Here is a 25,795-nt window from a genome sequence, read left to right as displayed (position 1 = left end):
TTCATTTAGGCCTTTGGTTTTTTGAATTTCTTGGCTGCGAATGAAAGTACGACTCTCACTATAAGGGAGGGCTGTATGTCTGGGAAACAGGCAAATAAGGTTATTGTTCTGCCAATGATCTGGCCAGGAATCCTTTTGATTCTCCCAGGCAGTGCAGGATCCTGGGGAAATTTTGGATAAAAGCATACGGAAGAGGTCATCTGCAGGAAGAACAACCCCGTAGAAAAGGAAATGATCTCCGTTTGCATCAGGGACGGCGACATACCCTTTGGCCTGCATTATCCGGGCATCACCAGGCATATCTACGCAGATACTTAGGACCAGGGGGCTTTGCAGGGATCAATGATGAGGACGACGATATCAGCTTTGGAAATCCCGGCGACGATCTATACGAAACCCAGGAGCATCTTTGAGGGTTTTTCGGAGGACTCTTTGACCGGAGCAGAAACAAATTTGTGGGAGACGAATTGCCTATAGGCTACGGGGATAAGTTCTAATAGAAACTATTTGTTACTTGAGGGGGGGATTTTGAATATAGACTATAACGTACTTAATTTTGTATCAAAACGCCTTGGCCATACCCTATTAAAACGACCACGAAAAAAGACTCCTGGATACGGATATGTGATTCCAAGGGCTCATTATTCACCATGGTTGATAGATAATGAGTTTCAAGAACTCTATGAAAAAATTAAAAGGAACACCCTTGTTGATATATATAGATGCTATGAATTATGGCAGCTTATTTCTCAGTGTATAAGATTAAATGGAAACGTTTTAGAAATAGGGGTATGGCGGGGAGGCACCTCTGCAATTTTTTGCAGCAGAACCTCAAAATTATCACCGGATAAAAAAGTATATTGTGCCGACACATTTCAAGGTGTGGTTAAAGCCGGGGCAAAAGATTCTTCATATAAAGGAGGGGAACATAGAGATACATCTGTTGGTATAGTAAAAAAATTGCTTTCCGAAGATCTACATTGCAATAACTATGAGATCCTGGAGGGTATTTTCCCGGAAGATACTGCTCATAAGATCAAAAACGAAGTGTTTTGTTTCTGTCATATAGATGTCGATGTTTATGAATCCGCAAGAGATATAGTTGATTGGGTTTGGAGTAGATTAGTTGTAGGAGGGTTGCTGGTTTTTGATGATTATGGTTTTTTCGGATGTTCCGGAATTACCAAATATGTTAATGAGCTCAGAGGATTTGATGACAGATACGTCATACATAATCTAAACGGACATGCAATTGTAATGAAATTGAACTCAGATTCTGTAGAGGAAGCTTTGTAATCAACGGCTCTTTCATTTGACAGACAATAGAGCTTTTCCTGTCAGTTATGGAGAATTCTATGTCTTGTAGTTTCCCCCTCTTTCTTGGCAGTTGCTTTTATTTGCTCTGAGGCCATGATAGCCTCGGGAGTGACGATACAGAGATTATCTAAAATTCTTTTATTGAACGGTAATCTCTACACTGTTAATGGCATCTTCACTGTACTTTATTGCCGTTTTTCTGTCATCGGCAACAGCAATTACATAAAATAAACGATTGGCATATGACACGGGCTCGAGTACATCCCCGATTTTGATGGGGCGTTGCATCACGAAATCCACAATCCCGGGCATCTCTTCAATTTTATCAAGTCCTTGAATGGACACGATCTTACCGGGTTCGTGAAAGAAGAAACGGCAGGATACATATTTTTTCCTGTCAGGAAGGAAGTCTTTATCTTCAACAGGCAGACCGCAGGCCTGCTTGATCGTGGGAATGACGAGATTGACACCGGTCTGGTTATAGACGATCCGCGTACAGAACCCGCCTCCGCTGAGACGGGAAGTCACCTCTATCACATAGACCTTATTGTCATGAAGGATCAGATCTCCTTTGGTGGGGCCGTTTTCTATCCCGAGAATTTGAGCCGCTTTTTCAAAGGCTTGGATTGCCTGGTCCTTGAACTCATCATACTTGGAAGGACTGTCTCCGCCGTCTTCAACAAAAAAAGGATAAAAATCAGGATTTCTGTCATAATTTCTATCCCCATATGCGGTGCAATGCAATTTGTTGTTGACCATCAATCCTTCAATGCTGATCTGGGCCCCGTCCAGATATTCTTCGATTAAGGCCATGCCGTCTGTTGACAATCGCCTGGCATCTTCAAAGGATGATTTCAGATCCTTTTCATTTGCAATGAACCGGACGCCCCGTGAAGCAGAATTATCGCTTGGCTTAATGACAAAGGGGTAGTCCATGCCAATCGAAGCCATATCTTTCACGATCTGAAATTTGGGAATCAATACACCGGTATCTGCCAGCATCTCGTAGCGGGCACATTTATTTGTGGTTAGATAGGCGGTTTTTTCTGAAACGCCGTTCAATCCGAATTCCTTTGCAATCGCGGCAACAACAGGGGATATTTCCACTCCCAGGGTGAGTACGCCGCAATACTCCTGATTGAGATTTTTCAGGGCCTTTATGGTCTCTTCCCTATCCTTTACACTGGCGATCAGGGAAATATCTGCATTCGTGAACGCCACAGACTTGGGGTTGTAATCCACTGCAATCGTTTTGATGCCCAGCTTTTTTGCCTCAACATAGGCGGGAACCTGGTCCGGGCCTGCACCTAAGACGATCAGGTATTTATCGTCACAAGCCATTATCCTAAATATATCCCCCCGTTCACGTTCAATGTGTGCCCGGTTATATAATTCTGTTCATCTGATGCAAGGTGAAGGCAAGCCTGGAGGACATCATTGATTTCCCCTGGTTTTTTAACCAGGGTCCCCTCCACCAGTGTTTTCCCCATCGGCCCCTCAAGTTCTTTTTTGGTCATATCTGTTTTAATGATCCCCGGGGCAATGGCATTGACCAGGATATTATCTTTGGCTCCATATCTGGAAAGACCTTGGGTCAAAGAGATAATTCCGGCTTTTGAGGTTGCATAGTGCAATGTCTTGGGGCCGCCGTACTGCCCTGAAACAGAGGCAATATTAATGATTCTTCCCCAGTTGTTTTCCGCCATAACAGGCATAAACTCCTGGGCGCAGATGAATACGGATTTTAAATTCACCTTCATCAGAAGATCCCATTCCTCATCGGTGATATCCCAGAAAAAATTCTGCCGGTTCATCCCTGCATTGTTGACCAGAATATCCAGGCGACCCAAATTATGCATAATCTCATTTTTCATCCTGACGACATCCTTGCGTTCAGACACGTCCGCCTGGATGGCCATCGCCCGACCGCCCTGGTCAATGATTTGATTAACCGTTTTGTCTGCCTCTTCTCTGGATTTCCGATAATTGACAACAACTTGGGCGCCTGCCCTGGCAAATCCAACAGCAAGGCCTCTTCCAATACCCCTTGATGCCCCTGTAATTAATGCAACTCTTTCTTTTACGCCCATGATTACTCCTTAACCATTTGATTGATCATTGAAACAATCGCCTTTACATCCAGTTCATACTTGGCGGCCAGGTCATTTGGATCCCCTGATTCCGTAAATCTGTCATTAATACCGATCCTGTATTGCTTAACCGGGTATTGGCTTGTAACAGTTTCAGAAACGGCGGCTCCAAGCCCATTGATTACATTATGATCTTCCGCAGTGATTACCCGGTTAGTTTTTTTAATCGAAGCAAGAATTAATTCCTTGTCAATGGGTTTAATGGTAGAGATATTAATCACCTCAATATCGATATTTTTTTTGCCCAGAATATTGGCTGCCTCCATGGCTCTTTGGACCATGATCCCACTGGCAACAATGGTTAAATCTTTGCCTTTTTTCAGCACTTGCCCCTGGCCGATTCTGCTGTTCCTGCCGGAGAGGGTTTCTGTTTTTGAACGGATCGTTCTCATATAAACAGGTTTTTTTAAGGAAATGGCCTCTGCCAGTAAATATTTCATCTCCCTTTCATCCGCAGGCTGCAAAACAATTGTATTGGGTATGGATCTAAAAATGGCTATATCTTCAATGGCCTGATGGGTAACACCGTCAGGTCCTGCGTCCGCACCGGAGTGGCTCCCGATAAGAACAACGGGAAGATTGCTGTAAGCGATAAGGGTCCTGTACTGCTCAATCGCCCTCATGCTCAGGAAGACTCCAAAGGTCGCTGCAACAACAGGGATGCCTGTGGATGCAAAACCCGCAGCCGCTCCGACCATGTTCTGTTCGGCAACACCAAACTGGAAGAATCTTTTTGGAAATTTTTTAGCAAAAAGATCGGTGCAGGTTGCACCGGCCACATCCGCGTCAAAAACAACAAAGTTATTATCATTTTTGCCGCAGTTTACCAATTCGATTCCGAAGCTTTCTCTTGTCGACATCATTGGCCGTCAATATCCTTTATTGCCCTTTGCAGTTCTTCCTGGCTGGGCACATTGCTTCCATGCCAATTCGCCTGATTTTCCATATATGAAACGCCTTTTCCCTTTATGGTGTCCGCAATGATGACGCTTGGCTTGTTTTTTATATTTTTAATTTCAGTAAACGCAGTCTCCATGGAAATAAAATTATGCCCATCACAGGAAACAACATTCCAGTTAAAAGAGGACCATTTGGCGGCCAGACTGTTCAATCCCATAACCTCGTCGTTGCTTCCCATAATCTGAAGTTTATTATAGTCTACAATGGCAATCAGGTTATCCAGCTTATGGTGTGCGGCTGACATGGCCGCTTCCCATACCTGTCCCTCATTCAACTCTCCGTCACCGAGTATGGTATACGTTTTATAACTCATCCCCGTGTATCTGGCACTCAAAGCCATCCCTACTCCGGCAGACAGCCCCATTCCAAGAGAGCCTGCCGTCATGTCCACACCAGGAGTTTTTCCCAAAACAGGATGTCCCTGCAGGTCGGAGCCTATTTTTCTCAATGTATGAAACTTTTTTTTAGAAACAACCCCCAGATCGATCAATATGGCAAACAGGGCAGGGGCGGAGTGGCCTTTTGACAAAATCAGGCGGTCACGCTCTTCCCACTGGGGTTGTCCGGGGTCATAATTCATTTCATGGTAGTATAAATATACAAGCAGATCGGTAATGGACAGGCTTCCGCCGGGATGGCCTGTTCCGGCGGCACAGACCATCTGTAGCAGATCCTTCCTGATCTGTGCTGACTTTTTTTTTAAAAGATCAATTTTCATATAATTTAAATACCTTATCGATGTCATATATTTCTTTTAAGTTGTTGTAGATCTCATCTTCAAACGCAAAAGAGGATATAATAATCACATCAGGGGATATTTCTCTCAAGTTTGTTTTATGGTAGATGGGTTTTCCAAACAGGGTTTTATCGATACTTTTAGGATCAGAATCAAAGAAGCCTTCAATCCGGTCTAATGTCCGGGGATGCAGTCCCAGTAAATCGTTCGCATGCTGGCCGGCTCCGTAGAGGAAAATACTTTTCCCCTTATTTTTTTCAAAAATAGTTTCCAGCCTGCAGATGATTTTTTCTTTCATTTGGTTCTGGTCAGCGGAATTTTTTTCTGAGGATTTTATCAGGGATTCCAGATATTGAGCACTTATCTTGCTTACGGGTCTTTTACGGCTGCTTTTTTTGGCCAATACCTGGAGCACATATTTGCCTCTGGTGTTCTCATTGACTTCTTTAATCTCCATCCCCACTTTGGCCAGCAGATTATCCATACTGGGAATAGTGTAATTGAAGATATGCTCGGGCGTATAGAAATAATCTGTGGGAAATTCAGCATTCGGTACTTCAATAAAGAGCAGACCGTCTTCTGTTAGATGATCACAGGCAGACTGCATTTCTTCAATCGGATTTTCCAGATGCTCTAAGACAGCGCAATATGCAATCAGGCTGTATCTCTTGTGTTTCGGTAAAAATTTTAACGGCTGATTATAAACAACAAACCCTTTTCTCTGTAGCGAGGAATTGTAAAAATCGGTTACCTCAATGCCCTCAACCTCCCATCCAAACTGATTTGCGATGGTTAAGAACTCCCCGGAGGAACAGCCGACATCCAGCAAGGTATGTTTTTTAAACCTATTTTTATATTTATTGATAAACTCGATTCGATTCAAATTGATTTTATGAAACCTTCCTTTTTCACCCTCTAAATGAAAAATTCCTTTATGTTTGTAATAGTCTGCATGATGAAATATTCCTACCCGGGGATTGATAAAGATCAGACCGCAGTACATGCAGATCACATTATTGAAAACATAGGTTCCCCCGGAAATTTTTTTGGTCTCCCGGAAAATTAGTTTAAAATCCTGCCCCCCGCATATGCAACATTCTTCAATCATTTTATCCATAAAAGTCTCTATTCTTTGGATCGAAACTCCAGATCAATTTTCAGTTGGTCAATCATTTCTTTAAATTCATATAGGGGGATGCATTTTTCATTTAAATATATGATCTTATCCCAATCAAATTTATCATTCAAAAAATCCATGGTCATATCTTTCCAATCTATTTTATCGGGTAAAAGCATTTGTTCTTGAGCGTACTGCCATAAAGATGTGCCGGGATAGGGTGTCATATGGTAAAATCCATGAACGGTTAGCTGGCCTTTATTTTTTAAAATAAAATCTCTTGTCATCAGAATATCGGCCTTTGTTTCACCCGGGGTTCCGAAAATAAATGGCGCATAGCATTCTATATGATATTTGCTGCACAGGTCTATAAGTTTCTGGTGATCTTTCACGGAAATCAGGTCCCCTTTTAATTTTTTCAACAACGAGTCGGAACCGGTTTCAGCACCGAATTTTAGAGTGTTGATCCCCATTCCCTTGGCTTTTTTTATAAGTTCTTCGCTTACCAGGTTCGATCGAATAAAGGCTTCAAATTTTATCTTTTCGTTTATTTTCCTGTTCACAACAGCTTCGGCAATTGCATAAAACCTTTTTTTATTCGCAAAGAAGAGGTCATCAAGAATGAGGATGCTTTGAGCCTGATACTCATCTACCAAAAACTCGATTTCGCTGATCACTCTTTCGGCAGAGTGAAATCTGACATTTCCCCACATGTTCTGGGATGCACAAAATATGCATTTATACGGGCACCCCCGGGAGGTATACAGGTATACATTTCTTGCTTTCTTTCCAATATTTCTGTCAGGGAACGACAGAGCGTCAATATCCTTGATATAGGGTTGCTTCTCATTTACCAGGATTTGATTGATATGGTGATAGCAGATCCCTTTAACTCCGGTCAGGTTGTCGTGGCGGTATTCCCCGTCGTTCATATAGATCCTTACCAGATTTTCCGCGATAAATTCACCCTCACACATAACCCCGATATCAACGGAATCCATAAGCGTTTGAGGGGCGGCGCTGATATGAGTCCCTCCGAGGATTACCGGAATGGACAGCTTTTCCTTTACCTTCTGTGCTATTCTTTCTGCAATATCTATTACCTGGGTTGTGGAACTTAGCATTAGCAGATCCGGATGGTGTTCATAAATCTCCTCTTCTTTTGCCATCATTCTGATGTCGACTTCATCTTGAAACACTTTTTTTAAATGGGCGGATAGATAACCAACACCTAATGGGAATTGATGTTTCCAGATTTCATCACTTTTATAGCCTACTGTAAAAATAGAAATTTTCATAAATAGCTCCGTTTATAAGGATCTTATAAAAGAAAAAAGCCTGTATGTATTTTATCTCTCGCCAGACTTAAAAGCTCTCTTTTGATTTGCGTAAAAATGGTGCCTATCCTCTTTTAACATTAAAAGCCTCTGAAAATAATGTCAGACTCAGGATAGTCGGGTTTATCATTTCACAGGGTGATTTGAGTCGGCTTGTATCATCCATCTCAGAAATGGAAAGAGCCAACCGGTAAAAATAGTTATCTTTGGCGATACGATAGGTTAACATCCCGATTGGGGCCTCTGCGGCTTTATCAACCCTGAGCGATAGAAAAAGTCCGTTGTCTCCAATTTCAATGTTTTTTTCGGTCATCCCCACGGCACTGGCCCCTGAAACCAAGAACGATACGGTTGATCCGTGATCAAAAGGGTCTTTTAGGGGAAAGGTCTCTGGCTGCATCCCGCCGTTATGTGACCTGTAGAATAATGAATGTCGATCAAAAGAAGAGGGAATCAGAGTGATATGTCCAAGTCGCAACGAACCGATCGGGATGTCATCCCAGTCAAGCTGATAGCTCAATTTAACCTCAGATTTTTTCTTTGAAATTGAGTAAAGCTTATGGACATCACCCATTATCGTCGGCACTCTCACGGAAACGACGATAGATGCGCCGTCATCCGTATCATAAACCAAAGGCTTGACAGGATTGAGGTCCGTTACCTTGGGTTTTCCAGGAGTCTCAAAGATAAGGTGGCCGGAATAAAAATCCGCCCCAAGGGAAATATCATCGTAATAACCGTGCGGAAGGGTCCCGATCAGGGGATTTTGGGAAACATTTTTAAACCAGAGACTGTCAATGGCCAGACCCCGGCGGCAGTTCAAACGGATGCGGATGGAATCGGTCTCAATGGTTAAATATTTTCCCTGTTGATCAATTTTTCCTGTGTTCAGGCTCGGGGATTGCAATTCGTTGGAATGACTGAAGTCACTTGGAGGCGGTTCTGTCTTTTTAGATTTGAATTTTTTTTCAAAAGCCTTCAACCGTTTACAATAAGCTTCCCATCGTTTCCGGGTGATATGAGTCCTAAAATCACTGCTCCACAGGTAACATAACTCTTTCCAGTCGTTCATAGATGCCTGGGATTTTTTCCCCAGAGCGTTGTAAATCCGCCAGCATGTTGTATTGATTCTCAAGTCATCCCTGCCGGTCACGGCCCAGCGGGTGATATTGTATTTTCCCTGCTTCTTTACCGGGGTCGGGCATTCTGATGATTCAAGATGAAGGGAGTTCCCCCCGTTTGCGTGTTTTAACATTTTCAATACATCGCTTGGGAATATCAATTCGAACCGGCTGTCGTCAGCAAGTTTTTTAAATAAATTTTCAATTCTTGCCCATTCACTCATATCCCCCAGAAACGCCTCGGTCTGAAAACGCCCGGGCCTGAAATCAAAGATTTCCACATCATTCCCATATAAGGGAAACACTCTTCTGGTATCTGAAAAATGTGTCGCAAGATATTTAAGATATTCATTCAATTCTATTTCATTGTGAGAATATCTTTGAAATTTCTGGAAAGAGATGGAGTTGTTCCATATCAACGCGATCCTGTTTCCATGTTGGTCGCATGCATATTGGGGATAATATCGCCAGTCAGGGTCCCATTCAGGATTGGAACGGGCAGGATTATCCCATTCCATAACAATTGCTCTGTATCCGGCGTCCAGATAATGTCGGATTAAACCAGAAGAGTAGGCTTGTTCATTTACAAGAGCTACAGTCGGGTGTGTTCCTAAAATTTTTTTATATATGTCATTGCCAATACTTAAGTTCTTTATATTGACTTGAGCTGGCACAAGAGGGCCAATGATTTGGGAGTACCCACTGCCAATAAACTCGCAAACGCCTTCATTTATCAAATTTCGCAGTTCATCCACCCATGAAGAGTCTATTTCTGCAATTGATTCCAAGGTGTACCCTGTCAGTTCGATTCCAATGGGCAAAACAAGTTTCCGGGCTAATCTTAAAAGCGGCCAGTAACACTTTCTTATGACTTCTTTCCTTTGTTCAACTTCTATGGATGAAAAACAAATATTGATATGAAAAAAAGCATACAAAGAAAGTGATTGCATTAATTCCTCCATCCGACAGATATTTTAGACAAACGGTTTATCCTCATAGCTCTTTATGCAATCTTCGGGTTTCGATGACAAGCAATCTTGTCAACCACCTTTTATACCCCTTTGAACATAATCAAGAGTAATTTGTTTCATCTTATCTGTAGCGCCAATAATTTCCCCCATTTCATTTTAATACTCATACAGGTTTTTCACTTAAAAATAGTCTGACACCAAATCGCTGTACTGAGTCACTCTTTTCTTCTGGCCTTTGATTTGGACTTTCAGGCGGCGAGATAAAAGATCTTTTTCCGCCCTGATTTTTTTAATCAGTCTTAATATGCTTTCCTTCCGGAATTCATCCGTGTTAACGCAAAAATCGCTGAGCTTGATGCTGTCCATGAAGCCTGCTACTTTGGGCAGGTAATTGACTGCGATGACAGGGGTTCCTGCGATGGCGCTAAATACAGCCGAGTGCAGGCGGATTGACAAGGTAAGATCACAGATTCCGTAGAGGCCGATCAACTCCCGGGGATCATAACGATTCTGTATGATATAAAACTGAACATCTTCATCCAGCAGTTCTGAAAATTTTTTGGCTGTCTTGCGATCATCGTCAAATTCATATGTCGACTGCGGGATAAATATATAGCTTGCCTGATCTTTGTGAGCATTCAGGCAACCCGCCAACTCATCCATGAAACTTCCGGTCTCTTCAGATGGCAGGAGTCCGTCTAAATTCCTCATTCCGATGGCAATTTTGTCTTTGTCCCCGTCAAACCGGATGCCTTCTTTATCAAGAATCTTTTCAATAATGACCGGATCACACGGCTGCGCCCCAATGGTTGAATCCGGGAGAAGATGAGTGGTTTTGGGAGAATGACTTATGTCTTCAAGCAGATGTTTTGAATCCTTGTCTCTGACAGTCACGATATCTGCGTTGTCAATAATCCAACCGGTTAGTTCCCGTCCCCATTCTGTTCTGAGAGGACCTGCACTCATGCCGTAAAGCATGACAGGTTTATGATAGACTTTTGCCAGGAAGACATATAGGGCAAGCAGTGGGATAGGGCCCCTGAAAATATCAATGGATAGATCAATCAACCAGTTCCCGGCACCCAGAATCAGGATGTCGGCCTTTTTTATTTCCTGTCTGATGCGGCAGATGGGTTCATGATTATCATCCGGATTCAGTCCGTTGAACCATTTTCCCATGGCCTGATCCCGATTCTCATATTCAATATTTTTTATCATCTTTACGCCATAGGTTTTTTCTTCCCATGAATTGGGATGACGGGAAAGAACATGAAAATTAAAACAGATATGCGGATGTTGTTTCCTTAATTGTTCGCACATTACAATCAGCGGCAGATCATCACCTGCATTTTCGATTCCGTAGGCACCGGCAAATAAAATTGTTTTACACGTATCCATAATGATCCACCGCTTTTGTATCTATTGAATCCAGAAGAATAACCTTATGCGTCTGGTATTGCTTTTTTTTAGACATTTCAAATCCTTTCCGAAATCAATGCTGCGATCCGGCGCGCGCCATCCATTTTGGGTATTTTTTTAAACTGCTCTGCCATTTTTATACGCCGGTGCTCATCGCTCAAATACCTGGAAATTGTATTGGCGAGTTCCATTTTTGAAACCGAATCATGGACTCCCATATTCAATGCTATTCCCTTGTTCACAAAAATGGATGCTGATTGTGAATGATCGCCGGTTAAGCAAAGATAAATTGCAGGAACCCCCATTGCCGAGAGTTCATATGCCGTTGTGCCAAAAGAAATCACTGCCAGATCTGATCCGGCCATAATTTCAGCCATATTCTGGACATCGTTTTGAATCCGAAAGCATTGCTTGGTCTTTAACAGCAGTTCATGGAGTTCTTCGTGATGTTGAAAGCCCTTTCCTAAAATGACAATGGCGTCAAAATTCTGCTGGACCATATCAAGTGCGGCAACCGCCTTCAGGGTCAGTCCCTCCGGATCACTTCCTCCCATTGTCACCAGAATCACAGGCCTTTTATTTTTTATTCTTTTGCTGGTTTTGGTGAACTCTTTTCGCAAAATCACCCATTCCCAGCCAGCGTACAGGACCCCTTTAAAACCGTCCCAGTTCATCTCCCTTAACTGGGGAACCGGAGGATAAAAAGCCAGATCAGCATCAAGCCTTCTGTCGCTCGGATCATCGATGGTGACGATTAAGATCCTGCCGGACCTTAAGTCTTTTAATACGTCGCTGGGCAGATCGTCCCTGACATCGAGAACAACGGCATCCGCTTTGGTTTCCTGAATGATACCCTTCATCCACTGGTGGTAGTTAAAATTTTCTGCAGCCCCGGGAGTCATGACGGCATATCCATGTTCACGGACTTCCTGGAAACCGATTTCAGCCGATCTCATGGCAAAAACGACCTTGCATCCCTGATTGCCCCGGAGTTCTTCGGCCAGGGCAAGGCATCTCATCATATGTCCAAACCCCACTTCATGGGATGCATCACAGCGTATTAGGATTGTTTTATTATTCATGGGGTTCAGGTAAGGGATAAAATGTCAGGTATGATTTGTTTATATTCCCACAGGCCTGCCTTTTTTATGGCCTGCCATTTTTTGAATTTTTCCTGGAGTTCTATATTCAGCAGTTTATGTTCTACGGTCTGATTGATCGAGGCTATATCCTCTCTTTTTTTTAGAAATTCAATTGCATCATCCAGTTCAATCCACTTGTTTTGCGGCCACAGATGATCATACAATTTAGAGAACATCAAAAAATCATTTTCCTCATCAACAGTTAACCTTAATTTATCTGAGACAAAGTGTGTAGGGGGCGGCGTTATCTCAACGATCCGGAGCATTTCAGGGTGATCTGACATGAAAACAGAACCCACATGCTCAAGGTCCAGAGGATTATTAGACCTATCGGCGATGTAAAAAAGGGATCTGGCGGAATGGACTCCCTGGCCTCCGAATGCCGTGCCCAGATTTTCGCACCAGGTCAGGTCTCCGTTGAATTTTAAGAGAGCCATGATCTGGTTATCGATGAACTGGGGATGGATTAAGGGGCAGTCACCCGTGATTCTGACATAGTAAAGGTATTCTTCGTTGCTGAGAATTTCTGTATAACGGGAAAGCACGTTGTCCAGACTGCCCCTGTACACATTCATGCCATTGGCATTGCAGAAATCTGCAAGGGGGGTATCAGAAGGTTCGTCTGAAGTGGCGACAATTACTTTGTCGACCAGTTTACATCGTGAAGCCCTGTTATAAATATGCCAGATTACAGGTTTTCCGGCCAGGGGCTTCAGCACTTTCCCCGGAAGCCTGCTTGATGACATTCTCGCCTGGATGATGGCGATTGCTTTTTGTTTCATTTTCTAAAAATTCTTTCGTATGTGTTTCAACGGGCGCAGCCCGTCTTCCGGATCAGCCCTCCATTCCCTATCGGAAAGTTCTGACGCGGCAGGCTCTTTTTGCCCATTCCCATCAGCAATAATACCGCCCCTGGTCTCATCAATTACGTAGCGTATTTGATCCGGCAGCCAGCAATGCCGTGATTTGTACTCGGCGCCTTTTCCTTCAAGATCCAAATGAAACTCAATTGTCCTGGCTTTCCACCTGTGTACGGCCCGGAACAGTACCCCCGGGCTTACACTGTGATCAGACCATCCCACAGAGTATTTTATTGTGGAAAGTACGGGTTGAAGGGCCGAACGGAGGGTTTCAATGGCCGCAAGGTTGCAGTCTGATTTCGGAGTCGGATAACTGGAAACGCAGTGAAGAACCGTAAGGTTGCTACATCCATTCTGGCAGAGAACATCTGCAGAGGATTTTATTTCGTCCATTGTTGCCATACCGGTTGATAAGATAATGGGTTTTTCGGTTTCTGCACATTTTTTCAACAGGTCTTCCCACAGAAGTTCATAGGAGGCAATTTTAAAAAAATCTGTGTGCGGCAGAAGTTCATCCACAGCTTCCAGATAAAAAGGGGTGCATCCGAACTGGATCTTTCTGTCATGGCATCGTTTTGCAAGATGGGGAAGAAAGGAGACCGGAAGTTCCCATTCCTTTCTGGCCCGGTGCGTTTCACTCTTTGCCAGGATTTCTTTGGAAAAGAGCTTCTCGATTTTAAATAACTGGAACTTTACGGCTGAACATCCAATTTCCGCAGAGGTATCAATGAATTCAAAGCAGCGGTTTAAATCCTGATGATGATTACTGGATATTTCTGAAATAAATGTAACAGCCATTTTCATCTGCTCTTTCGTTTGAATACCATAACCTCGGATTTAAATTCTTCTTTTATGCAGCCAAATATTTTTGAGTCAATTGCAAGACATTCATAGTTGGGGAAGAACCGGATGTAATCTTCCCGGGTTGTCTGTTTGATGACACCGACCTTCCCCGGTTTTTCTGCCAGTTTTTGTCCTCCTCTCTGGTTTCTTAAAAGCAGATAATCCGGTCTGCATTTATCCACGAACTTGGCATAGTTTTCCACAACGGCCGGTTCCATTTCCTGAAAAGAGAAAAAATTGACAAAAAGATCAACTTTTCCTCTTAGGCAAGGGATCTGCCAGGGCATAAGAACTGCGCTTTTATAAGATTTCTCAATTTCATCTATTTCAATGCGTTCATTTCCCCGGGTTAGTGAATATTCAAGGGTATGCCTTTTTCCAAACACCTCCTGCAGATATCGTGTCGCAATATATGCGGTTGGCGGGATATCAATATCGATATAGCAGTAGCGCTCAAAATTGCTCTTTAAAAAAACTTCTCCCAAAGTCCCGTACCCTCCGCCGATTTCAAGTACTCTCCGGATGGATGAGGTGTCCACGTTTTTTTTCAGAAAGGTCAATCCTCTCAAATAGTTCAGCATTGAGCGGCTATACCAGTTTTTACCGAATAAGTAGTGCTGCGTGGGATTGCCCACTTTGCTTTCACTGATATGGCTCAACCTAGGTTCAACATCCTGGTCTGCAGCAAGAAAAATCCGGTAGTCGTCCATGGCTGAAACAAAGTACTGTTCTTCTTCTTTTCTGTAATGGGGGACAAAATGGGTTCTCACATCCTCTTTTCTGAAGGATTCAATGCCAAATTGTCTGATATTTGTAATGACCTGGGCGAGTAATGAGGACCAGAAATTTGTGGGCTGATATATTTTAGGGGCTGCCTTTAAATCTGACAACATTACATCCATTAAACTTTGCTTCTTATCTTGGCCTGATTCCAGTTGATTTGCCATACATCATGCCCCTTTTTTAGTCTTTTTTAAATCTAAACAGATCATTTTAAAAATAACCATCGTCTTCTAAGTTTAACTTGAAAAGAGATTCAAGCAGCCATAGTACTAATAAGTATCGGTTGCTGCTTATTAAAATTTTAGGTTGTGGTCAGTTCTGGATTGGCGGCTTCCTCTATTAACAGGTTCTTTTGACAAGCATTGAATTTTAATATCCAAGAGTGATTATGAATTTTTTGACTCGTTCCTAAATAGCCGTGTGATGATTCGGTGGGAATACGCATTAGATGCCTCAATCACTTCTTATTGTATCCTATAATTTCTTTACTTGACAGAAAATGCGGATTTGTTCCGGAATTATATTCAAATCCTTGCCTAACAGGACTTCCTTTTTCTCCCACATTATTTATGGTCTTATCTCTGGTCGTGCCACGGAACTGGATGGATGGGAAGATGACATAGTGATCTTCAAATTCAACGGTAAGGTGGGAATCATCGCTGGGGCACATGACTTCATGAAGCTTCTCACCAGGCCTTATACCGATGATTTTCTGGGGGAGAGCCGGAGCCATGGCCGAGGCAAGATCAGTGATCTTTACGGACGGAATCTTCGGTACATAAATTTCTCCCCCGGACATGCGTGAAAAGTTCTTGATGACAAAATCGACACCTTCCTGAAGGGTGATCCAGAACCGGGTCATTTTGGGGTCGGTTATGGGTAAGGAATCTTTTTTCTTTTCAATAAACTTTTTGAAGAGCGGAACCACAGACCCTCTTGACCCCACTACATTGCCGTATCTGACAACGCTGAAAATGGTCTTTTTTGTGCCGGCAAAGTTATTGGCAGCCACAAAGAGTTTGTCCGAGCACAGCTTGGTCGCACCGTAAAGATTGATCGGATTCGCAGCTTTGTCCGTGGACAGGGCGATGACTTTTTCAACGTGATTATAAAGGGCAGCGTGGATAACGTTTTCTGCTCCCTGGACATTGGTTTTGATGCATTCCGTGGGATTGTATTCCGCTGCCGGAACCTGCTTGAGTGCAGCGGCATGGATGACATAGTCAATGTCGTTCATGGCCATTAATAAGCGGTCTTTATCTCTGACGTCTCCGATGAAATAGCGCATGCACTTCTGGTTGAAAAGCTGCTGCATCTCAAATTGCTTGAGTTCGTCTCGGGAAAAGATAACCACTTTTCTGGGTGTGTAGTTTTTGATTATTGTTTCAGTAAATTTATGCCCAAAAGAGCCTGTGCCGCCGGTAATTAATATGGATTTGTTGTTTAGCATAATTTTTATCACCTGATTTTGTTGAAGTTACTCAATTAAGTTCGCACTTGACATGGAGTGTGAAATATATGCGGCATTGAGCTCCGGCTGTGAAATATTATCCGTTTTGTATAGTGCATCCTGGTTTTCCCAAAGCACCCCGTTCCATTTTCCGAAAAAATAAATTGAATCATCTGGGTTGAATCTTTCTTTTTTTGTATTTATGGATACCATATCTACATTGGGAAGATAAATACAGTTTCTTTTGCTCGGGTATTTTTCATTTATTTTAAGGCAGAGATCCATCATGAAAAAACGGCCCGATATTTCTGAAAAACCTCCGTTTTGATGAAAGAATTTTTTATCGCTACATAGGAAATGATCAAGAATCTGGAAAGGGCGCTCTTTATTTGCAACAGGGAAGGTGGCTGCTAAATGCCTGTAAGCGGATACAGGCGTGTGGTTCTTATCCAGTACGAGTCCTGCGTGTAATAAACTGCCCTTCGAGTCAATGATTTTGGCTCCAAAAATTTTTGAGTTCCCATATTTTTGCATACTCTTTTTAATTGAGATAAGCCAGTTCGATAGAGGAATGATTCCTTTTTCCATAAAAATAAGCCTTTTCCCGGCAGCAATTTTGGAGGCGGTGTTCATCATCTCCGGAAGGGGCTGGTCATCTGTAATTCTCAGGCAGGTGACATTCCCCTCTAAAGTATTTAAAATATCCGAACATGCTTTGGGTATGTTCTTTGGTTCAATTAAAATGACTTCATATGCACCTGCATTTTTTGAATGTACTGCAATAGCCTCAAGCTGCATCAGCAAATGATCTGGATTGTCTGTCAAGGCTGCAATTATGGACCAGTCTTTATCTGTTTTAGTTAAGATTTTAATTGGCGGGGAACCCTGGATCTGGTTGGCAGAGACCGCTTTTTGCGCAACATCCGCCACGGCATCAACGGCATCCGTGCGGCATGATAATTCATTATTCAGATAGTTGTCTATGTCCTCTGTTTTAGAGAGTGTATTAAAATCCATATTTTTTAAAATGGCATCTCCCAATTCCGAAGGCGTCATTTGGACGGCAACCTTTAAATTTGAGAAAGAATAGGGGGATTTATACTCCATGTTTAATTCGAGCTGGACAAGCGGCTTGCCAAAAGAGAGGGCTTCAAGCCCTGTTGTACTTGGCCGAGTCATAACGCACAGGTCGCTCATGGATATCAGGTCATAGGTGTTTTCGTCATTGTGAAAACAATTTGTCCTTTTGAGATGTTCTTTGGGGATCGATGATAACCAGGAGTTGATTTGCGCCTGGCTTGCAACTGGGTGAAATTTTAGAAAAAGACGGTTTCGGTCGGTATTAACCATGGAGTCAAATAAAGGGATCAATTCCTGCGGTATAGGCAGCCTCCCTGAAAGCAAAATAAGTATGACAAAAGAATCCGTACAATTGTATTGCACTCTTTTTTTGTCTCGGATATTGTTTTTTTTCTGATGTGCGATTTCATTGGCCAGATGGGTATTGCCGACAGGCAGGATCTTCTCTTCAGGGGCCTCATAATCCACCAATTTTTTTTTTATTCTATTTCCCCAGACAAGGTTGAGAGTTGAGTTCTGTACATGGCCTTTAAGCCCGAAATCAAGACCGTAGTAAAGCCCCTCTTGAAAGGTAAGCACCGGTATATTGAATTTTTTGGCCCAGAATGCAAACATCTTTCCCCAGCGATTAAGTTCGTGAAGGGCAAAGCAGATGTCAGGCTTTGTTTTCTGAATCAAATTTCGAAATCCGATATATTCGACGGCGGTGGCGTATAAGGTTTTATCGATAACGGTAACAGGCACTGCGTTAAACAGATGGCCGGAACTCAGCGTTTTTACAAATGTTTTTTTAAGACGAAGATAATTGTCTTGAACGTCTGTATGGTCTTTATCTGATACACAATCAAATACATGTGTATAATTCAGCCCCAGGTTTATAGCTGTGATTTCTTGGGATCGTTCAGCCTGGCCAACTACATATTGGATGTCAGCACCTTGTTTAGCGAGCCTGTCCATAACAGGGGAAAGAAAACGGGTATGATGGGATAGTGCAATATAAACCAGCGCTTTTCTGTTTTTCCAGAAATCAGGCATTTGTTTTTCCTGTTCGGGCAAGCAGCATCATGATATCTGCTAGTTCGATTTTTTGTTTGTGACTGTCTATCAGTGCTTCAATCATATCCAAAAGCTTTTTGGAACAGCGGACTCTTTTTTTATTTCCCCTTGATGCCTCTGGGAGTTCCGGGTCAAAGATGATGCAGGAAAGTTCTTTTTCTCCCACCAGGGTACTGATGCAGGCGGAACAGGCCACAACAGCGTCAGCCATCATCATTTCCCAGGGATTGTTTAAATCGTGGAATGAATAGGAGGCAATCTGTTTGAGATCTTCCTCATAGATTAATTCAATTGTCTGCTTATGAGTGTAGCTGCCCCTTACCTGATCTTTCCCCACACTGAACATGAGATGGAGCCTTTTTCCGAAAGGTACGAGAGTCTGAAGCAGTTTTTTATATTCATAGATCATGGCCACATTATGGGGGAGGTATAGAACGGTCCGATCGGCCGGGATGGAAAGCTGGTTCCGGTAGTGGTAGCTTGCCTTTACCCCGTTAAGATGAAAGCCTGTGGCCACGGGAGAAAAGATGGCTGCCTCGTATAATGGAATCTGCCAGATGTGGTTATGGCCAAGATGGTTTTTCATATGCGCACGGCTTTCGGGACATCTTGTGATGACACCATCCGGCAGGGAGGGGGAGAGGGTCCATTTTATATCAAGGGGTAAAAGCTCATACCCAATCGAGACAATTCCGTGCTGCCTGGCCCAGAGAGTTGCCGAATGAAATACCCGCTCTTCCATATCAGAGGATCCCAGGGGGGTTGGTATCTGAAGGATGAGTCCGCAGGTCTGCTCCGGCGGGATTAGCTCAAGGGTGGTCTGCATGGCGTTGCCTCCCCCCAGATCATCCAGGAGCAGGGTGTCTGCCACGGAAAGACCGTCTGAAAAATATCCTTCACTCAAAGCTTCCCGTTTGACTGAAAATGCCTGGTGTGGGTTTGCAGCTGTTTTTGTTGTTGTCTTAAACGATTGGGGGGTTAACGATTTTAATTTGGGAAGAATATCTGAAGACGACTCTGGAACGATGAATATTAGGTCAATATACTGCTGGATTCTTATTTGGAATGTTTCCAGGAAAGATATAATGGTCGGGGTTAGCTGGTTGGATTGAATCAGCCAGAGTATTTTTTTGGTCGCTTTCATCCGGGCAGCCTCTCCTCCGGGAATTTCAGGTAAACCAGCAAGTAATTCTGATTCAATATAGGTTTATTTGGCGGTATGATCAACATAAAACAGACCTTATCATCCGTTCTGATCAAGCTCGGTAATCAGGCTCAGGAGGTGAGAGGTTCGGGAAGGGGTGGCGGACAGGGCAAATCTTCCGGCCTGGGCCAGGATCTCCAGTTTTTTTAAGTTCTGGACCTCCTCGGACAGATCAACATCCCGGATGGCGGAAGCCGAGGCGCGGACGTTCACCCGGGTTGTGCTGATTCCTGCGATGGTGGAGGTCAACTGGTTCTGGACAGATCCAAGACTTGCCCGGATCCTGTCAATATCCTTGAGTGCTTCATCTGCCAGTCCGATGGCCAGTTGAGCCTCTTCTCCGGACAGGACCTGGATATCGGCAAGGGTTGACAATTGGGTGTTTGTTACCCGGGTACTGGTATGCCTCTGGATGGAGTTGGCCTTTAGAAGGCTGCCTTCTGCGATTTCAGAGCCCGTCATCAATATCATGGTATTGGATAATTCCGTCTCCTGAATAAAAATATCTTCATCCAGAGACGAGCCCTCCGGGTAGAAACTGCCGTCTGTCCCGGTAATATCATTGGCCAGGAGGGTCCCTTTTGAGAGCAGGCTTCCCTCGGCCAGTACAGAACCCTTACCTATAGCCATGGGCAGGAGAACGGTTTCCCGGTTGAGGGTTCGGATGTCTCCCCCGATATCAGATCCGTTTTTGAGCATGGAAGTCTTTTTTAAGATGGATTCACCGGGCAGGATAAAATCATTTTGAACCTCCAAAACCTCAGCGAATGAAGCCTCTCCTCCTACGGTTGTGCCTGAAACAATAAGGGTTTCTGAATCATTGGAGAACTTTGATCCAGGATCCAGGACAAGGGGATCCGCCAATCTTATGGTCTCTAATAATTCCAGGGGCAAGTAGATTGAGGATCCCTGGAAGATCAGGGAATTGTCTCCAAGGGAGGAACCCGTCCCCAGGATCAGATCGGAATTGAGTTCCATATCACTGGCCAGGGTGACCGATTCTTTCAGGGTCATGTCTGAGAGCAGGGTGGCGTCGGCCCACAGGTAAGAGCCATACTGGATGGCTGTGCCTTTCCCCATACTGGATCCTGCTGCAAGCGTCATATCCTGATCCAGAGTCATGGCCGAGGCCAGGGTGATTTTATCGCTCGAAACCAGGCTGCTCTGTTCCAGGGTGCTGAGTCCGGCAATGGAAGATCCTGCGGCCAGGTTCATGGGGCTATTGACGGTAAGGTTTGCAATCAGAATCACATCTTCAGGTCCGATCAGTGAGCCTGTATTGAAGGAGGATGAGGTGTTGATCTGAGATCCTGCTTGAAGATCCATGTCCGCGGTCAGGCCCATGACCGCTGACAGGCGCAGCCCCTCGGCCCCGACAATCGATCCCTGGTTGAGACGGCTGCCTGCCGCAATGGTGCAGCCCGGAGGCAGGGTCATGGTCACTCCGGTCAGCGTGAGAGAAGAGAAGAGCGACACCCCGCCGGGCCCGACTGTCGAGCCCTGGAAAAGCCTGGAGTTGTCGGCCATTGACGATCCCATGGTCAGGGTCATGGGATTGGTCAGGGTCAGGTCAGCGGAAAGGGATGCGCTGTCTGGGCCGATCACGGATCCTGCGACAAGGCTGGTGTTGTTACCGAGAACACTTCCCGCCCTCAGGGTGGTCAGGGCCGTGGGATTCATTGCCGTTTGGAGAGAAAAGGCTGGGGTTCCTGCAACAGAGCCGTTGGCCAGAACAGAGCCCGCAGCAATTGAGCCGGAGGTAAGAAAAAAGGTGTTGACTCCGGTCGTGGTTTTGCTCCCCGCAAGGAAAAGGGGGCCGTTGAGCACGCCGCTGGTTGTGGATATTGAATTGCCGGATTCGATATAGGTCCCGGCAGCTAAAACCGTGCCTGCCGCCAGGGTGATGTCATCTCCGGGGTTGCCGGTCGCGGTGATCTGGTTGATTGTTGCGGTTCCGTTGAGGATTGAGCCGTCCCCGAAAACAGTGCCTGCAGTCAGGGTAGATCCGCTCTCCACAATATAGTTCCCAGTGGTCGGCCCGGTAGTGGAGATTACGGCCGTGTCCGCGAGGGTCGTTCCGGCCCCTATGGAGGACCCGGCTCTCAGAATCGATCCGGCAATCAGGTTGAATCCGGCCGGGATAGGGCCGGTGTCGGCAATGACAGCGGTTCTGCTCAGGACAGCTCCCGAGGTCAGGACAGAACCGGTCTGGAGAATGGAATTGGCCGTAAGGTCGTAGGAACTGGATATGTTGGGTACCTGGTTGCACCACGCATCTCCCCCCAGAATCGTACCCGAGGCAATCTCGGAGTTGGCTGCCAGAGTGGAGCCGGCGGTCAGGGAATAGACCCCAGTGGTGTTGGCAATCCCTGCCACAACCGCATTTCCGCCCAGGGTGGTCCCGGAAGCAATGACAGATCCGGCCCTGAGAACAGAGTTCGAGGAGATCAGTGCGCTTCCGTTCAGGGGGCCGACTGCATTGATCTGGGCAGTTCCGGTCAGGGTGCTGCCCGAGGCGATCACGGATCCGGCCGCAAGAACAGAGTCCTGTTTGACCATGCTTGACGCCGTGGTGGCCAGGGTGGCGTCAATCAGTACATCTCCTTTGTACAGGGTGCCTGCGCTCACGATATTGCCGGCAGGGATCTGGGTGCCCGGGCCCAGGATGCTGTCTTTGGCAAGGATGGAGCCTGTTTTAACCAGACTCTCAGTGAAGGTCGTTCCTTCAGAGTTTACACTCAGGGTAACGGGCAGGTCATCCGGGGTCAGCACAACAGAGTCCTTGCCGAGGATGGTCCCCGGAAGTAAACGGGTGGTCTCCTCGATGAAAATATCTTCTTGAAGCTGGTCCCCGGAGATGTTCTGGTTCATTGTCCAGGAGGAGGCGAGAATGGACTGGGCAGCCAGAATCGAACCGGCCTTTACAAGAGCGTCCTGCCCGGTCAGGGTATCTCCTTTGATTTCCAGGCCGGCATCGGCCACTCCGATGGGATCTCCCTTGCTCAGATCCCGGATATCCAAAGGAGAAGCGGCACTGCCCTGGATGTCCAGAACCCCGAAAGTACTCAGGTCTTTTCCTCCGAAGATATCTCTGCCCTCTATTTCCAGGTCCGGGCCGGGCTCGACGAGGATGCCCCTGCCGTCGGTTGCGGTCAAGGAGAGCCTGCCTGCCGGGTCCACCGAAGCAACCACCCCGTGCTGGGCCGTCCTCTGGTTGATGGCCTTGACCAGGGCGCCGTCCCCATCGTTTTCCATGACCGTGATTTTGCCGATTTTTACATTGTTGATGGAAAAGGCTTCATCCGTGGTTCCTGCCTGGACTCCCGTGTCTGTGCCTGAAGCCACACGGGCCGAAACCCGGATGCCGGTCAAATCGGATATCTGGTTGACGGCATCGGCAAGGGCACCCAGGCCGTGTTCCGGGTCATTGTCAAAGAGCATCTCAACCGGCGTGATCTCATAATGCTGCCCAGTATATCTGTTCTGGATACTCAAAGCGGCAAGGCCTTCCTTATTTCCGGTAATTTCCAGTTCCCCAGTGTTGATATGGCCTATTTTTCCGGAAGATGACCCATCTATGGAAAGATTGACCACCTCATTGGAGTAGGCCCCGATCTGGAATGCCTTGTTGGTGAAGTTGCCGGAAAGCAGTTTTTGGCCATTAAAAGAGGTGGTCTTGGCAATGGTATCCAGCTCTTCCATGAGCTTGTCAATATCCGCCTGGATGGCTGCCCTGGACTCTGTAGTCTGGCCGTCCTGGGCCGCCTGGATGCTCTTGGTCTTGATGGTGTTCAAAATATTGACGGATTCTTCCAGGGCTGCGTCGGCAATCTGGACAATGGAGATGGCATCATTGGCATTCCGGATGGCCTGCCCCAGTCCCCTGGCCTGGGAATTTAAGGAATCGGCTATCAGCATTCCGGAGCTGTCATCGGCTGCCTTGTTCACCCTCAGGCCGCTGGACAGCCTTTCCAGGGAGGCGGAAAGGCGCCCGTCGTTTTTACCCAGATGGCGGACAGCCGTCTCCGCACCCGTATTGCTTTTGATACTTAAAACCATAATATATGCCTTACATAGCAAGGAGCGTACCAAGCTGAATAGCGGATGTTTTAAGGAAAATTTAGCGTTTCAGGGACATCGGCGGACCCGTGCCCGGTATAATTTTCCCAATAACAGGGCAGGGAACCCGGCAATAGTTTCGCCCTGCATCCTGTTCAGGAGTTCATGAATGGGAATGCCTGTAAAAAATAAAAAGGTGTTGACAAAACCATCCCAAACCTATAAAGTGCCTCTGTTTTTCGGAACCATCTGCGGGCCGTTAACTCAGTCGGTAGAGTATCTGCCTTTTAAGCAGAGAGTCGCTGGTTCGAGCCCAGCACGGCCCACCAGCCAGAAGATCTGAAAAACCCACGCGTCCCCATCGTCTAGCCCGGTCCAGGACACCGGCCTTTCACGCCGGCGACAGGGGTTCGAATCCCCTTGGGGACGCCATTTAAACGACAAAGGCTTTCAGCGTTTCGCTGAAAGCCTTTTTGCTTTTATGCACCAGTTCCGGCGCAGCAGGGTCCCCGTGGCTTGGAGATGAAAGCTCTTTGTCCGATGATGTACAGGGGAGTGACCACATTCGGAATGATGTCAAATCTGATTGTATCAGCCGTATCTGGCCTCTGCCGTGTCAAGTGAGATCAATCTTCGTTACATCAGGGGTTTCATCAGGTCAATGATCTCACCCGGTTCCGGCCTGACCGTGTGGTCCGGGTTCACTTTCCTGTGTCTGATAATCCCGTTTCGGTCAATAATGAATCTTGCGGCCATGGGAAGCTCCCAGGAAGCGTTGCCGTTGAACCGCTCAAGATCAATACCCAAGGTTTTGTAGACTTCTTTCAATTTCTCCGGGAGGATAAAGTCCAGATTCAATTTCTTTGCATAGGCGTTGTCTTTATCCGCAAGTACGGGAAAGGTGAGGCTGTTTTTCTTTACTATCTGTTTGGTGTATTTTCCCAGTTGGGGGGAAATGGAGATTAAAAATCCGCCCATGTCCCGGATCTGTACAGAAATTTCTTGCAGAGCTGCCAGCTCTATATTGCAATAAGGTCACCAGATACCCCGGTAAAAATTGATGGCCAGCGGCCCCTGTGCCAGCAGGTTCGCTGAGCGGACCAGATTGCCTTTTTCATCGGGCAGGGTAAACTCAGGAAGGGGCTCACCCGCTTTTATCACTTTGTCAGCGATACCTGATTTTACAAGGTTTGCAGCCTCCTCAAGCATTATGGAGACCAGCTCCGGCGGTCTTGTGGCAATGGTCTTTTTCTTTATGGCAGTCAGTTGTTCTTCAAGTGACATATTATTCTCCTTAAAATGGAAACCGGTTGAAATGGGTATGGGTGAAAACATGATTTTGAATATACGTTCAAAATAAAACCGCCTTGCATATTGTCAATGATATTTTGAACAATCGCTCAAAATAATTTGTAAATCATGGAAATGATGTATACTCTATCTTAAAATCCAAGGATTCAAATACAAACGAGGACCGGTTATGGCAAAATCCCTATTTGATAGAAATGAGGTCATTGATAAGTCCATTCAGCTTTTCTGGAAGAACGGCTTCAGTTTTTCATCCATGCAGCAGGTGGTGAAAATCACAGGTCTCAATCCCGGATCCATTTATCATGCCTTTGGCAGTAAAGAGGACCTGTTCCGGGAAGCCCTGGAGGCCTATGGCCGGAAAAGTCTTGCCTTGATATCCAGCACGCTGGAAGCGGCGCCTAGTGTTGGGGAAGGTATTCTAATGATTCTGGAAAAAAATATTCAGGAATCTGCCAAAAAAGATTACTGCAGTTGTTTTCTGGTCAAAACCCAGTTGGAACTGGCTGCCGCAGGTAACCGGCTCCATGTTCTGGCATCTGAAAAGCTTGGTGAGATCGAAGCTCTTTATGAGAGTTATCTTGAAAAGGAATTCGGCCAGCCTTTGAGCCGGAAGCGTGCAACCAGTCTCATGATCAATATCTTCGGCATGCGGGTGTACGGGTATCGGCAGGGCTCTGCTGAACGCATGCGCCAGGGGTTGCGGGAAGGACTGCCCTGGCTGCCCTGGTCATAGAGCATAATCTTGAGTCCGGCACCTGAGTCAATAGGAAAAATCCAGCCGGAAAAAACGAGCGGACAGGCCGCCTTTTTTGATCAAAGTAATTGACAGAATCTCTATTCATACGTATAGTTTATACACAGATCCGGTGACGGATCAAA

Annotated in this window: 21 protein-coding genes and 2 tRNA genes; 5 read left to right on the top strand and 18 right to left on the bottom strand. The window is 45.5% G+C overall.

What is annotated here, in order from left to right; genetic code table 11:
* The first annotated feature begins 198 nt into the window (after positions 1-198).
* Both F608_RS37310 and F608_RS30845 read left to right on the top strand, forming a co-directional pair.
* Positions 199-318, top strand: coding sequence for a DUF6765 family protein (locus tag F608_RS37310; RefSeq protein ID WP_425248194.1), 120 nt, complete (start codon positions 199-201; stop codon positions 316-318).
* A gap of 210 nt (positions 319-528) precedes the next feature.
* On the top strand, positions 529-1,296 hold the full coding sequence (locus F608_RS30845) for a TylF/MycF/NovP-related O-methyltransferase (RefSeq protein WP_051148502.1): 768 nt from the start codon (positions 529-531) through the stop codon (positions 1,294-1,296).
* 159 nt (positions 1,297-1,455) lie between these two features.
* On the opposite strand, the gene F608_RS0105800 is transcribed toward F608_RS30845, so the two are convergent.
* From F608_RS0105800 to F608_RS34425, 16 genes are all read right to left on the bottom strand, one after another.
* Positions 1,456-2,658: an ATP-grasp domain-containing protein gene (locus F608_RS0105800; protein WP_022664669.1), complete on the bottom strand. Its 1,203-nt coding sequence runs from the start codon at positions 2,656-2,658 to the stop codon at positions 1,456-1,458.
* Positions 2,658-3,407, bottom strand: coding sequence for an SDR family NAD(P)-dependent oxidoreductase (locus F608_RS0105795; protein ID WP_022664668.1), 750 nt, complete (start codon positions 3,405-3,407; stop codon positions 2,658-2,660). The genes F608_RS0105800 and F608_RS0105795 overlap by 1 nt, the downstream gene beginning before the upstream one ends.
* Before the next feature lie 2 nt (positions 3,408-3,409).
* Entirely contained in the window at positions 3,410-4,330 is a 921-nt protein-coding gene (locus F608_RS0105790; protein WP_022664667.1) for a transketolase family protein, read from the bottom strand.
* Entirely contained in the window at positions 4,327-5,145 is an 819-nt protein-coding gene (locus F608_RS0105785; RefSeq protein ID WP_022664666.1) for a transketolase, read from the bottom strand. The genes F608_RS0105790 and F608_RS0105785 overlap by 4 nt, the downstream gene beginning before the upstream one ends.
* The gene (locus tag F608_RS0105780) at positions 5,135-6,280 is read right to left on the bottom strand and encodes a class I SAM-dependent methyltransferase (protein ID WP_022664665.1); all 1,146 of its coding nucleotides are present in this window, start codon (positions 6,278-6,280) and stop codon (positions 5,135-5,137) included. The genes F608_RS0105785 and F608_RS0105780 overlap by 11 nt, the downstream gene beginning before the upstream one ends.
* 8 nt (positions 6,281-6,288) lie before the next feature.
* The gene (locus tag F608_RS0105775) at positions 6,289-7,578 is read right to left on the bottom strand and encodes a B12-binding domain-containing radical SAM protein (protein WP_022664664.1); all 1,290 of its coding nucleotides are present in this window, start codon (positions 7,576-7,578) and stop codon (positions 6,289-6,291) included.
* Between the two features lie 103 nt (positions 7,579-7,681).
* Entirely contained in the window at positions 7,682-9,688 is a 2,007-nt protein-coding gene (locus F608_RS30840) for a glycoside hydrolase family 57 (RefSeq protein WP_022664663.1), read from the bottom strand.
* Between the two features lie 201 nt (positions 9,689-9,889).
* Positions 9,890-11,107: a polysaccharide pyruvyl transferase family protein gene (locus F608_RS0105765; RefSeq protein WP_022664662.1), complete on the bottom strand. Its 1,218-nt coding sequence runs from the start codon at positions 11,105-11,107 to the stop codon at positions 9,890-9,892.
* Positions 11,108-11,184: 77 nt separating this feature from the next.
* Positions 11,185-12,210: a UDP-2,4-diacetamido-2,4,6-trideoxy-beta-L-altropyranose hydrolase gene (gene pseG, locus F608_RS30835; protein ID WP_084680991.1), complete on the bottom strand. Its 1,026-nt coding sequence runs from the start codon at positions 12,208-12,210 to the stop codon at positions 11,185-11,187.
* Positions 12,211-12,215: 5 nt separating this feature from the next.
* A complete protein-coding gene (locus F608_RS34430) occupies positions 12,216-13,052 on the bottom strand; it encodes a cytidylyltransferase domain-containing protein (protein WP_022664660.1) in 837 nt (278 codons plus the stop codon).
* Positions 13,053-13,055: 3 nt separating this feature from the next.
* On the bottom strand, positions 13,056-13,928 hold the full coding sequence (locus F608_RS0105750) for an N-acetylneuraminate synthase family protein (protein ID WP_027362513.1): 873 nt from the start codon (positions 13,926-13,928) through the stop codon (positions 13,056-13,058).
* A gap of 2 nt (positions 13,929-13,930) precedes the next feature.
* Complete coding sequence (locus F608_RS30825) at positions 13,931-14,875, bottom strand: putative sugar O-methyltransferase (protein WP_161626822.1); 945 nt, start codon at positions 14,873-14,875, stop codon at positions 13,931-13,933.
* A 338-nt stretch (positions 14,876-15,213) separates the two neighbouring features.
* The gene (gene pseB / locus F608_RS0105740) at positions 15,214-16,206 is read right to left on the bottom strand and encodes a UDP-N-acetylglucosamine 4,6-dehydratase (inverting) (protein WP_022664657.1); all 993 of its coding nucleotides are present in this window, start codon (positions 16,204-16,206) and stop codon (positions 15,214-15,216) included.
* A gap of 27 nt (positions 16,207-16,233) precedes the next feature.
* Complete coding sequence (locus F608_RS0105735; protein ID WP_022664656.1) at positions 16,234-18,321, bottom strand: hypothetical protein; 2,088 nt, start codon at positions 18,319-18,321, stop codon at positions 16,234-16,236.
* Positions 18,314-19,246, bottom strand: a complete 933-nt coding sequence (locus tag F608_RS0105730) for a hypothetical protein (protein WP_022664655.1) — start codon at positions 19,244-19,246, stop codon at positions 18,314-18,316. Before F608_RS0105730 ends, F608_RS0105735 begins: the two co-directional genes overlap by 8 nt.
* Positions 19,247-19,585: 339 nt before the next feature.
* Positions 19,586-23,605 (bottom strand): flagellin N-terminal helical domain-containing protein, encoded by a 4,020-nt coding sequence (locus tag F608_RS34425; RefSeq protein ID WP_022664654.1) that lies wholly within the window; start codon positions 23,603-23,605, stop codon positions 19,586-19,588.
* Between the two features lie 253 nt (positions 23,606-23,858).
* Between F608_RS34425 and F608_RS0105720 the strand changes: the two genes are divergently transcribed.
* Together F608_RS0105720 and F608_RS0105715 are read left to right on the top strand one after the other, a co-directional pair.
* Positions 23,859-23,934, top strand: a tRNA-Lys gene (locus F608_RS0105720).
* A 25-nt stretch (positions 23,935-23,959) separates the two neighbouring features.
* Positions 23,960-24,037: transfer RNA gene (locus F608_RS0105715), tRNA-Glu, on the top strand.
* A 204-nt stretch (positions 24,038-24,241) separates the two neighbouring features.
* Here the strand turns inward: F608_RS0105715 and F608_RS34420 are convergent.
* On the bottom strand, positions 24,242-24,628 hold the full coding sequence (locus tag F608_RS34420) for a redoxin domain-containing protein (RefSeq protein ID WP_084680990.1): 387 nt from the start codon (positions 24,626-24,628) through the stop codon (positions 24,242-24,244).
* Between the two features lie 12 nt (positions 24,629-24,640).
* The gene (locus F608_RS34415; RefSeq protein ID WP_051148499.1) at positions 24,641-24,889 is read right to left on the bottom strand and encodes a hypothetical protein; all 249 of its coding nucleotides are present in this window, start codon (positions 24,887-24,889) and stop codon (positions 24,641-24,643) included.
* Positions 24,890-25,085: 196 nt separating this feature from the next.
* Between F608_RS34415 and F608_RS0105705 the strand changes: the two genes are divergently transcribed.
* A complete protein-coding gene (locus F608_RS0105705; RefSeq protein ID WP_022664653.1) occupies positions 25,086-25,649 on the top strand; it encodes a TetR/AcrR family transcriptional regulator in 564 nt (187 codons plus the stop codon).
* Positions 25,650-25,795: the final 146 nt, after the last annotated feature.

The organism is Desulfospira joergensenii DSM 10085 (genome assembly GCF_000420085.1).
Lineage (GTDB): Bacteria > Desulfobacterota > Desulfobacteria > Desulfobacterales > Desulfobacteraceae > Desulfospira > Desulfospira joergensenii.
Note: the sequence above shows the minus strand (reverse complement) of the source record. Positions and strands in the feature narration are given on the sequence as shown.

Excerpts from the sequence above, each read along its gene's own strand:
- F608_RS30840 (WP_022664663.1), bottom strand. The coding sequence starts at position 9,688 with ATGCAATCACTTTCTTTGTATGCTTTTTTTCATATCAATATTTGTTTT.
- F608_RS34430 (WP_022664660.1), bottom strand. The coding sequence starts at position 13,052 with ATGAAACAAAAAGCAATCGCCATCATCCAGGCGAGAATGTCATCAAGC.
- F608_RS0105750 (WP_027362513.1), bottom strand. The coding sequence starts at position 13,928 with ATGGCTGTTACATTTATTTCAGAAATATCCAGTAATCATCATCAGGAT.
- F608_RS0105735 (WP_022664656.1), bottom strand. The coding sequence starts at position 18,321 with ATGCCTGATTTCTGGAAAAACAGAAAAGCGCTGGTTTATATTGCACTA.
- F608_RS34415 (WP_051148499.1), bottom strand. The coding sequence starts at position 24,889 with ATGTCACTTGAAGAACAACTGACTGCCATAAAGAAAAAGACCATTGCC.
- F608_RS30825 (WP_161626822.1), bottom strand. The coding sequence starts at position 14,875 with ATGGATGTAATGTTGTCAGATTTAAAGGCAGCCCCTAAAATATATCAG.
- F608_RS34425 (WP_022664654.1), bottom strand. The coding sequence starts at position 23,605 with ATGGTTTTAAGTATCAAAAGCAATACGGGTGCGGAGACGGCTGTCCGC.
- F608_RS0105795 (WP_022664668.1), bottom strand. The coding sequence starts at position 3,407 with ATGGGCGTAAAAGAAAGAGTTGCATTAATTACAGGGGCATCAAGGGGT.
- pseB (WP_022664657.1), bottom strand. The coding sequence starts at position 16,206 with ATGCTAAACAACAAATCCATATTAATTACCGGCGGCACAGGCTCTTTT.
- F608_RS0105785 (WP_022664666.1), bottom strand. The coding sequence starts at position 5,145 with ATGAAAATTGATCTTTTAAAAAAAAAGTCAGCACAGATCAGGAAGGAT.
- pseG (WP_084680991.1), bottom strand. The coding sequence starts at position 12,210 with ATGAATAATAAAACAATCCTAATACGCTGTGATGCATCCCATGAAGTG.
- F608_RS0105780 (WP_022664665.1), bottom strand. The coding sequence starts at position 6,280 with ATGGATAAAATGATTGAAGAATGTTGCATATGCGGGGGGCAGGATTTT.
- F608_RS0105765 (WP_022664662.1), bottom strand. The coding sequence starts at position 11,107 with ATGGATACGTGTAAAACAATTTTATTTGCCGGTGCCTACGGAATCGAA.
- F608_RS0105775 (WP_022664664.1), bottom strand. The coding sequence starts at position 7,578 with ATGAAAATTTCTATTTTTACAGTAGGCTATAAAAGTGATGAAATCTGG.
- F608_RS0105790 (WP_022664667.1), bottom strand. The coding sequence starts at position 4,330 with ATGATGTCGACAAGAGAAAGCTTCGGAATCGAATTGGTAAACTGCGGC.
- F608_RS0105705 (WP_022664653.1), top strand. The coding sequence starts at position 25,086 with ATGGCAAAATCCCTATTTGATAGAAATGAGGTCATTGATAAGTCCATT.
- F608_RS0105800 (WP_022664669.1), bottom strand. The coding sequence starts at position 2,658 with ATGGCTTGTGACGATAAATACCTGATCGTCTTAGGTGCAGGCCCGGAC.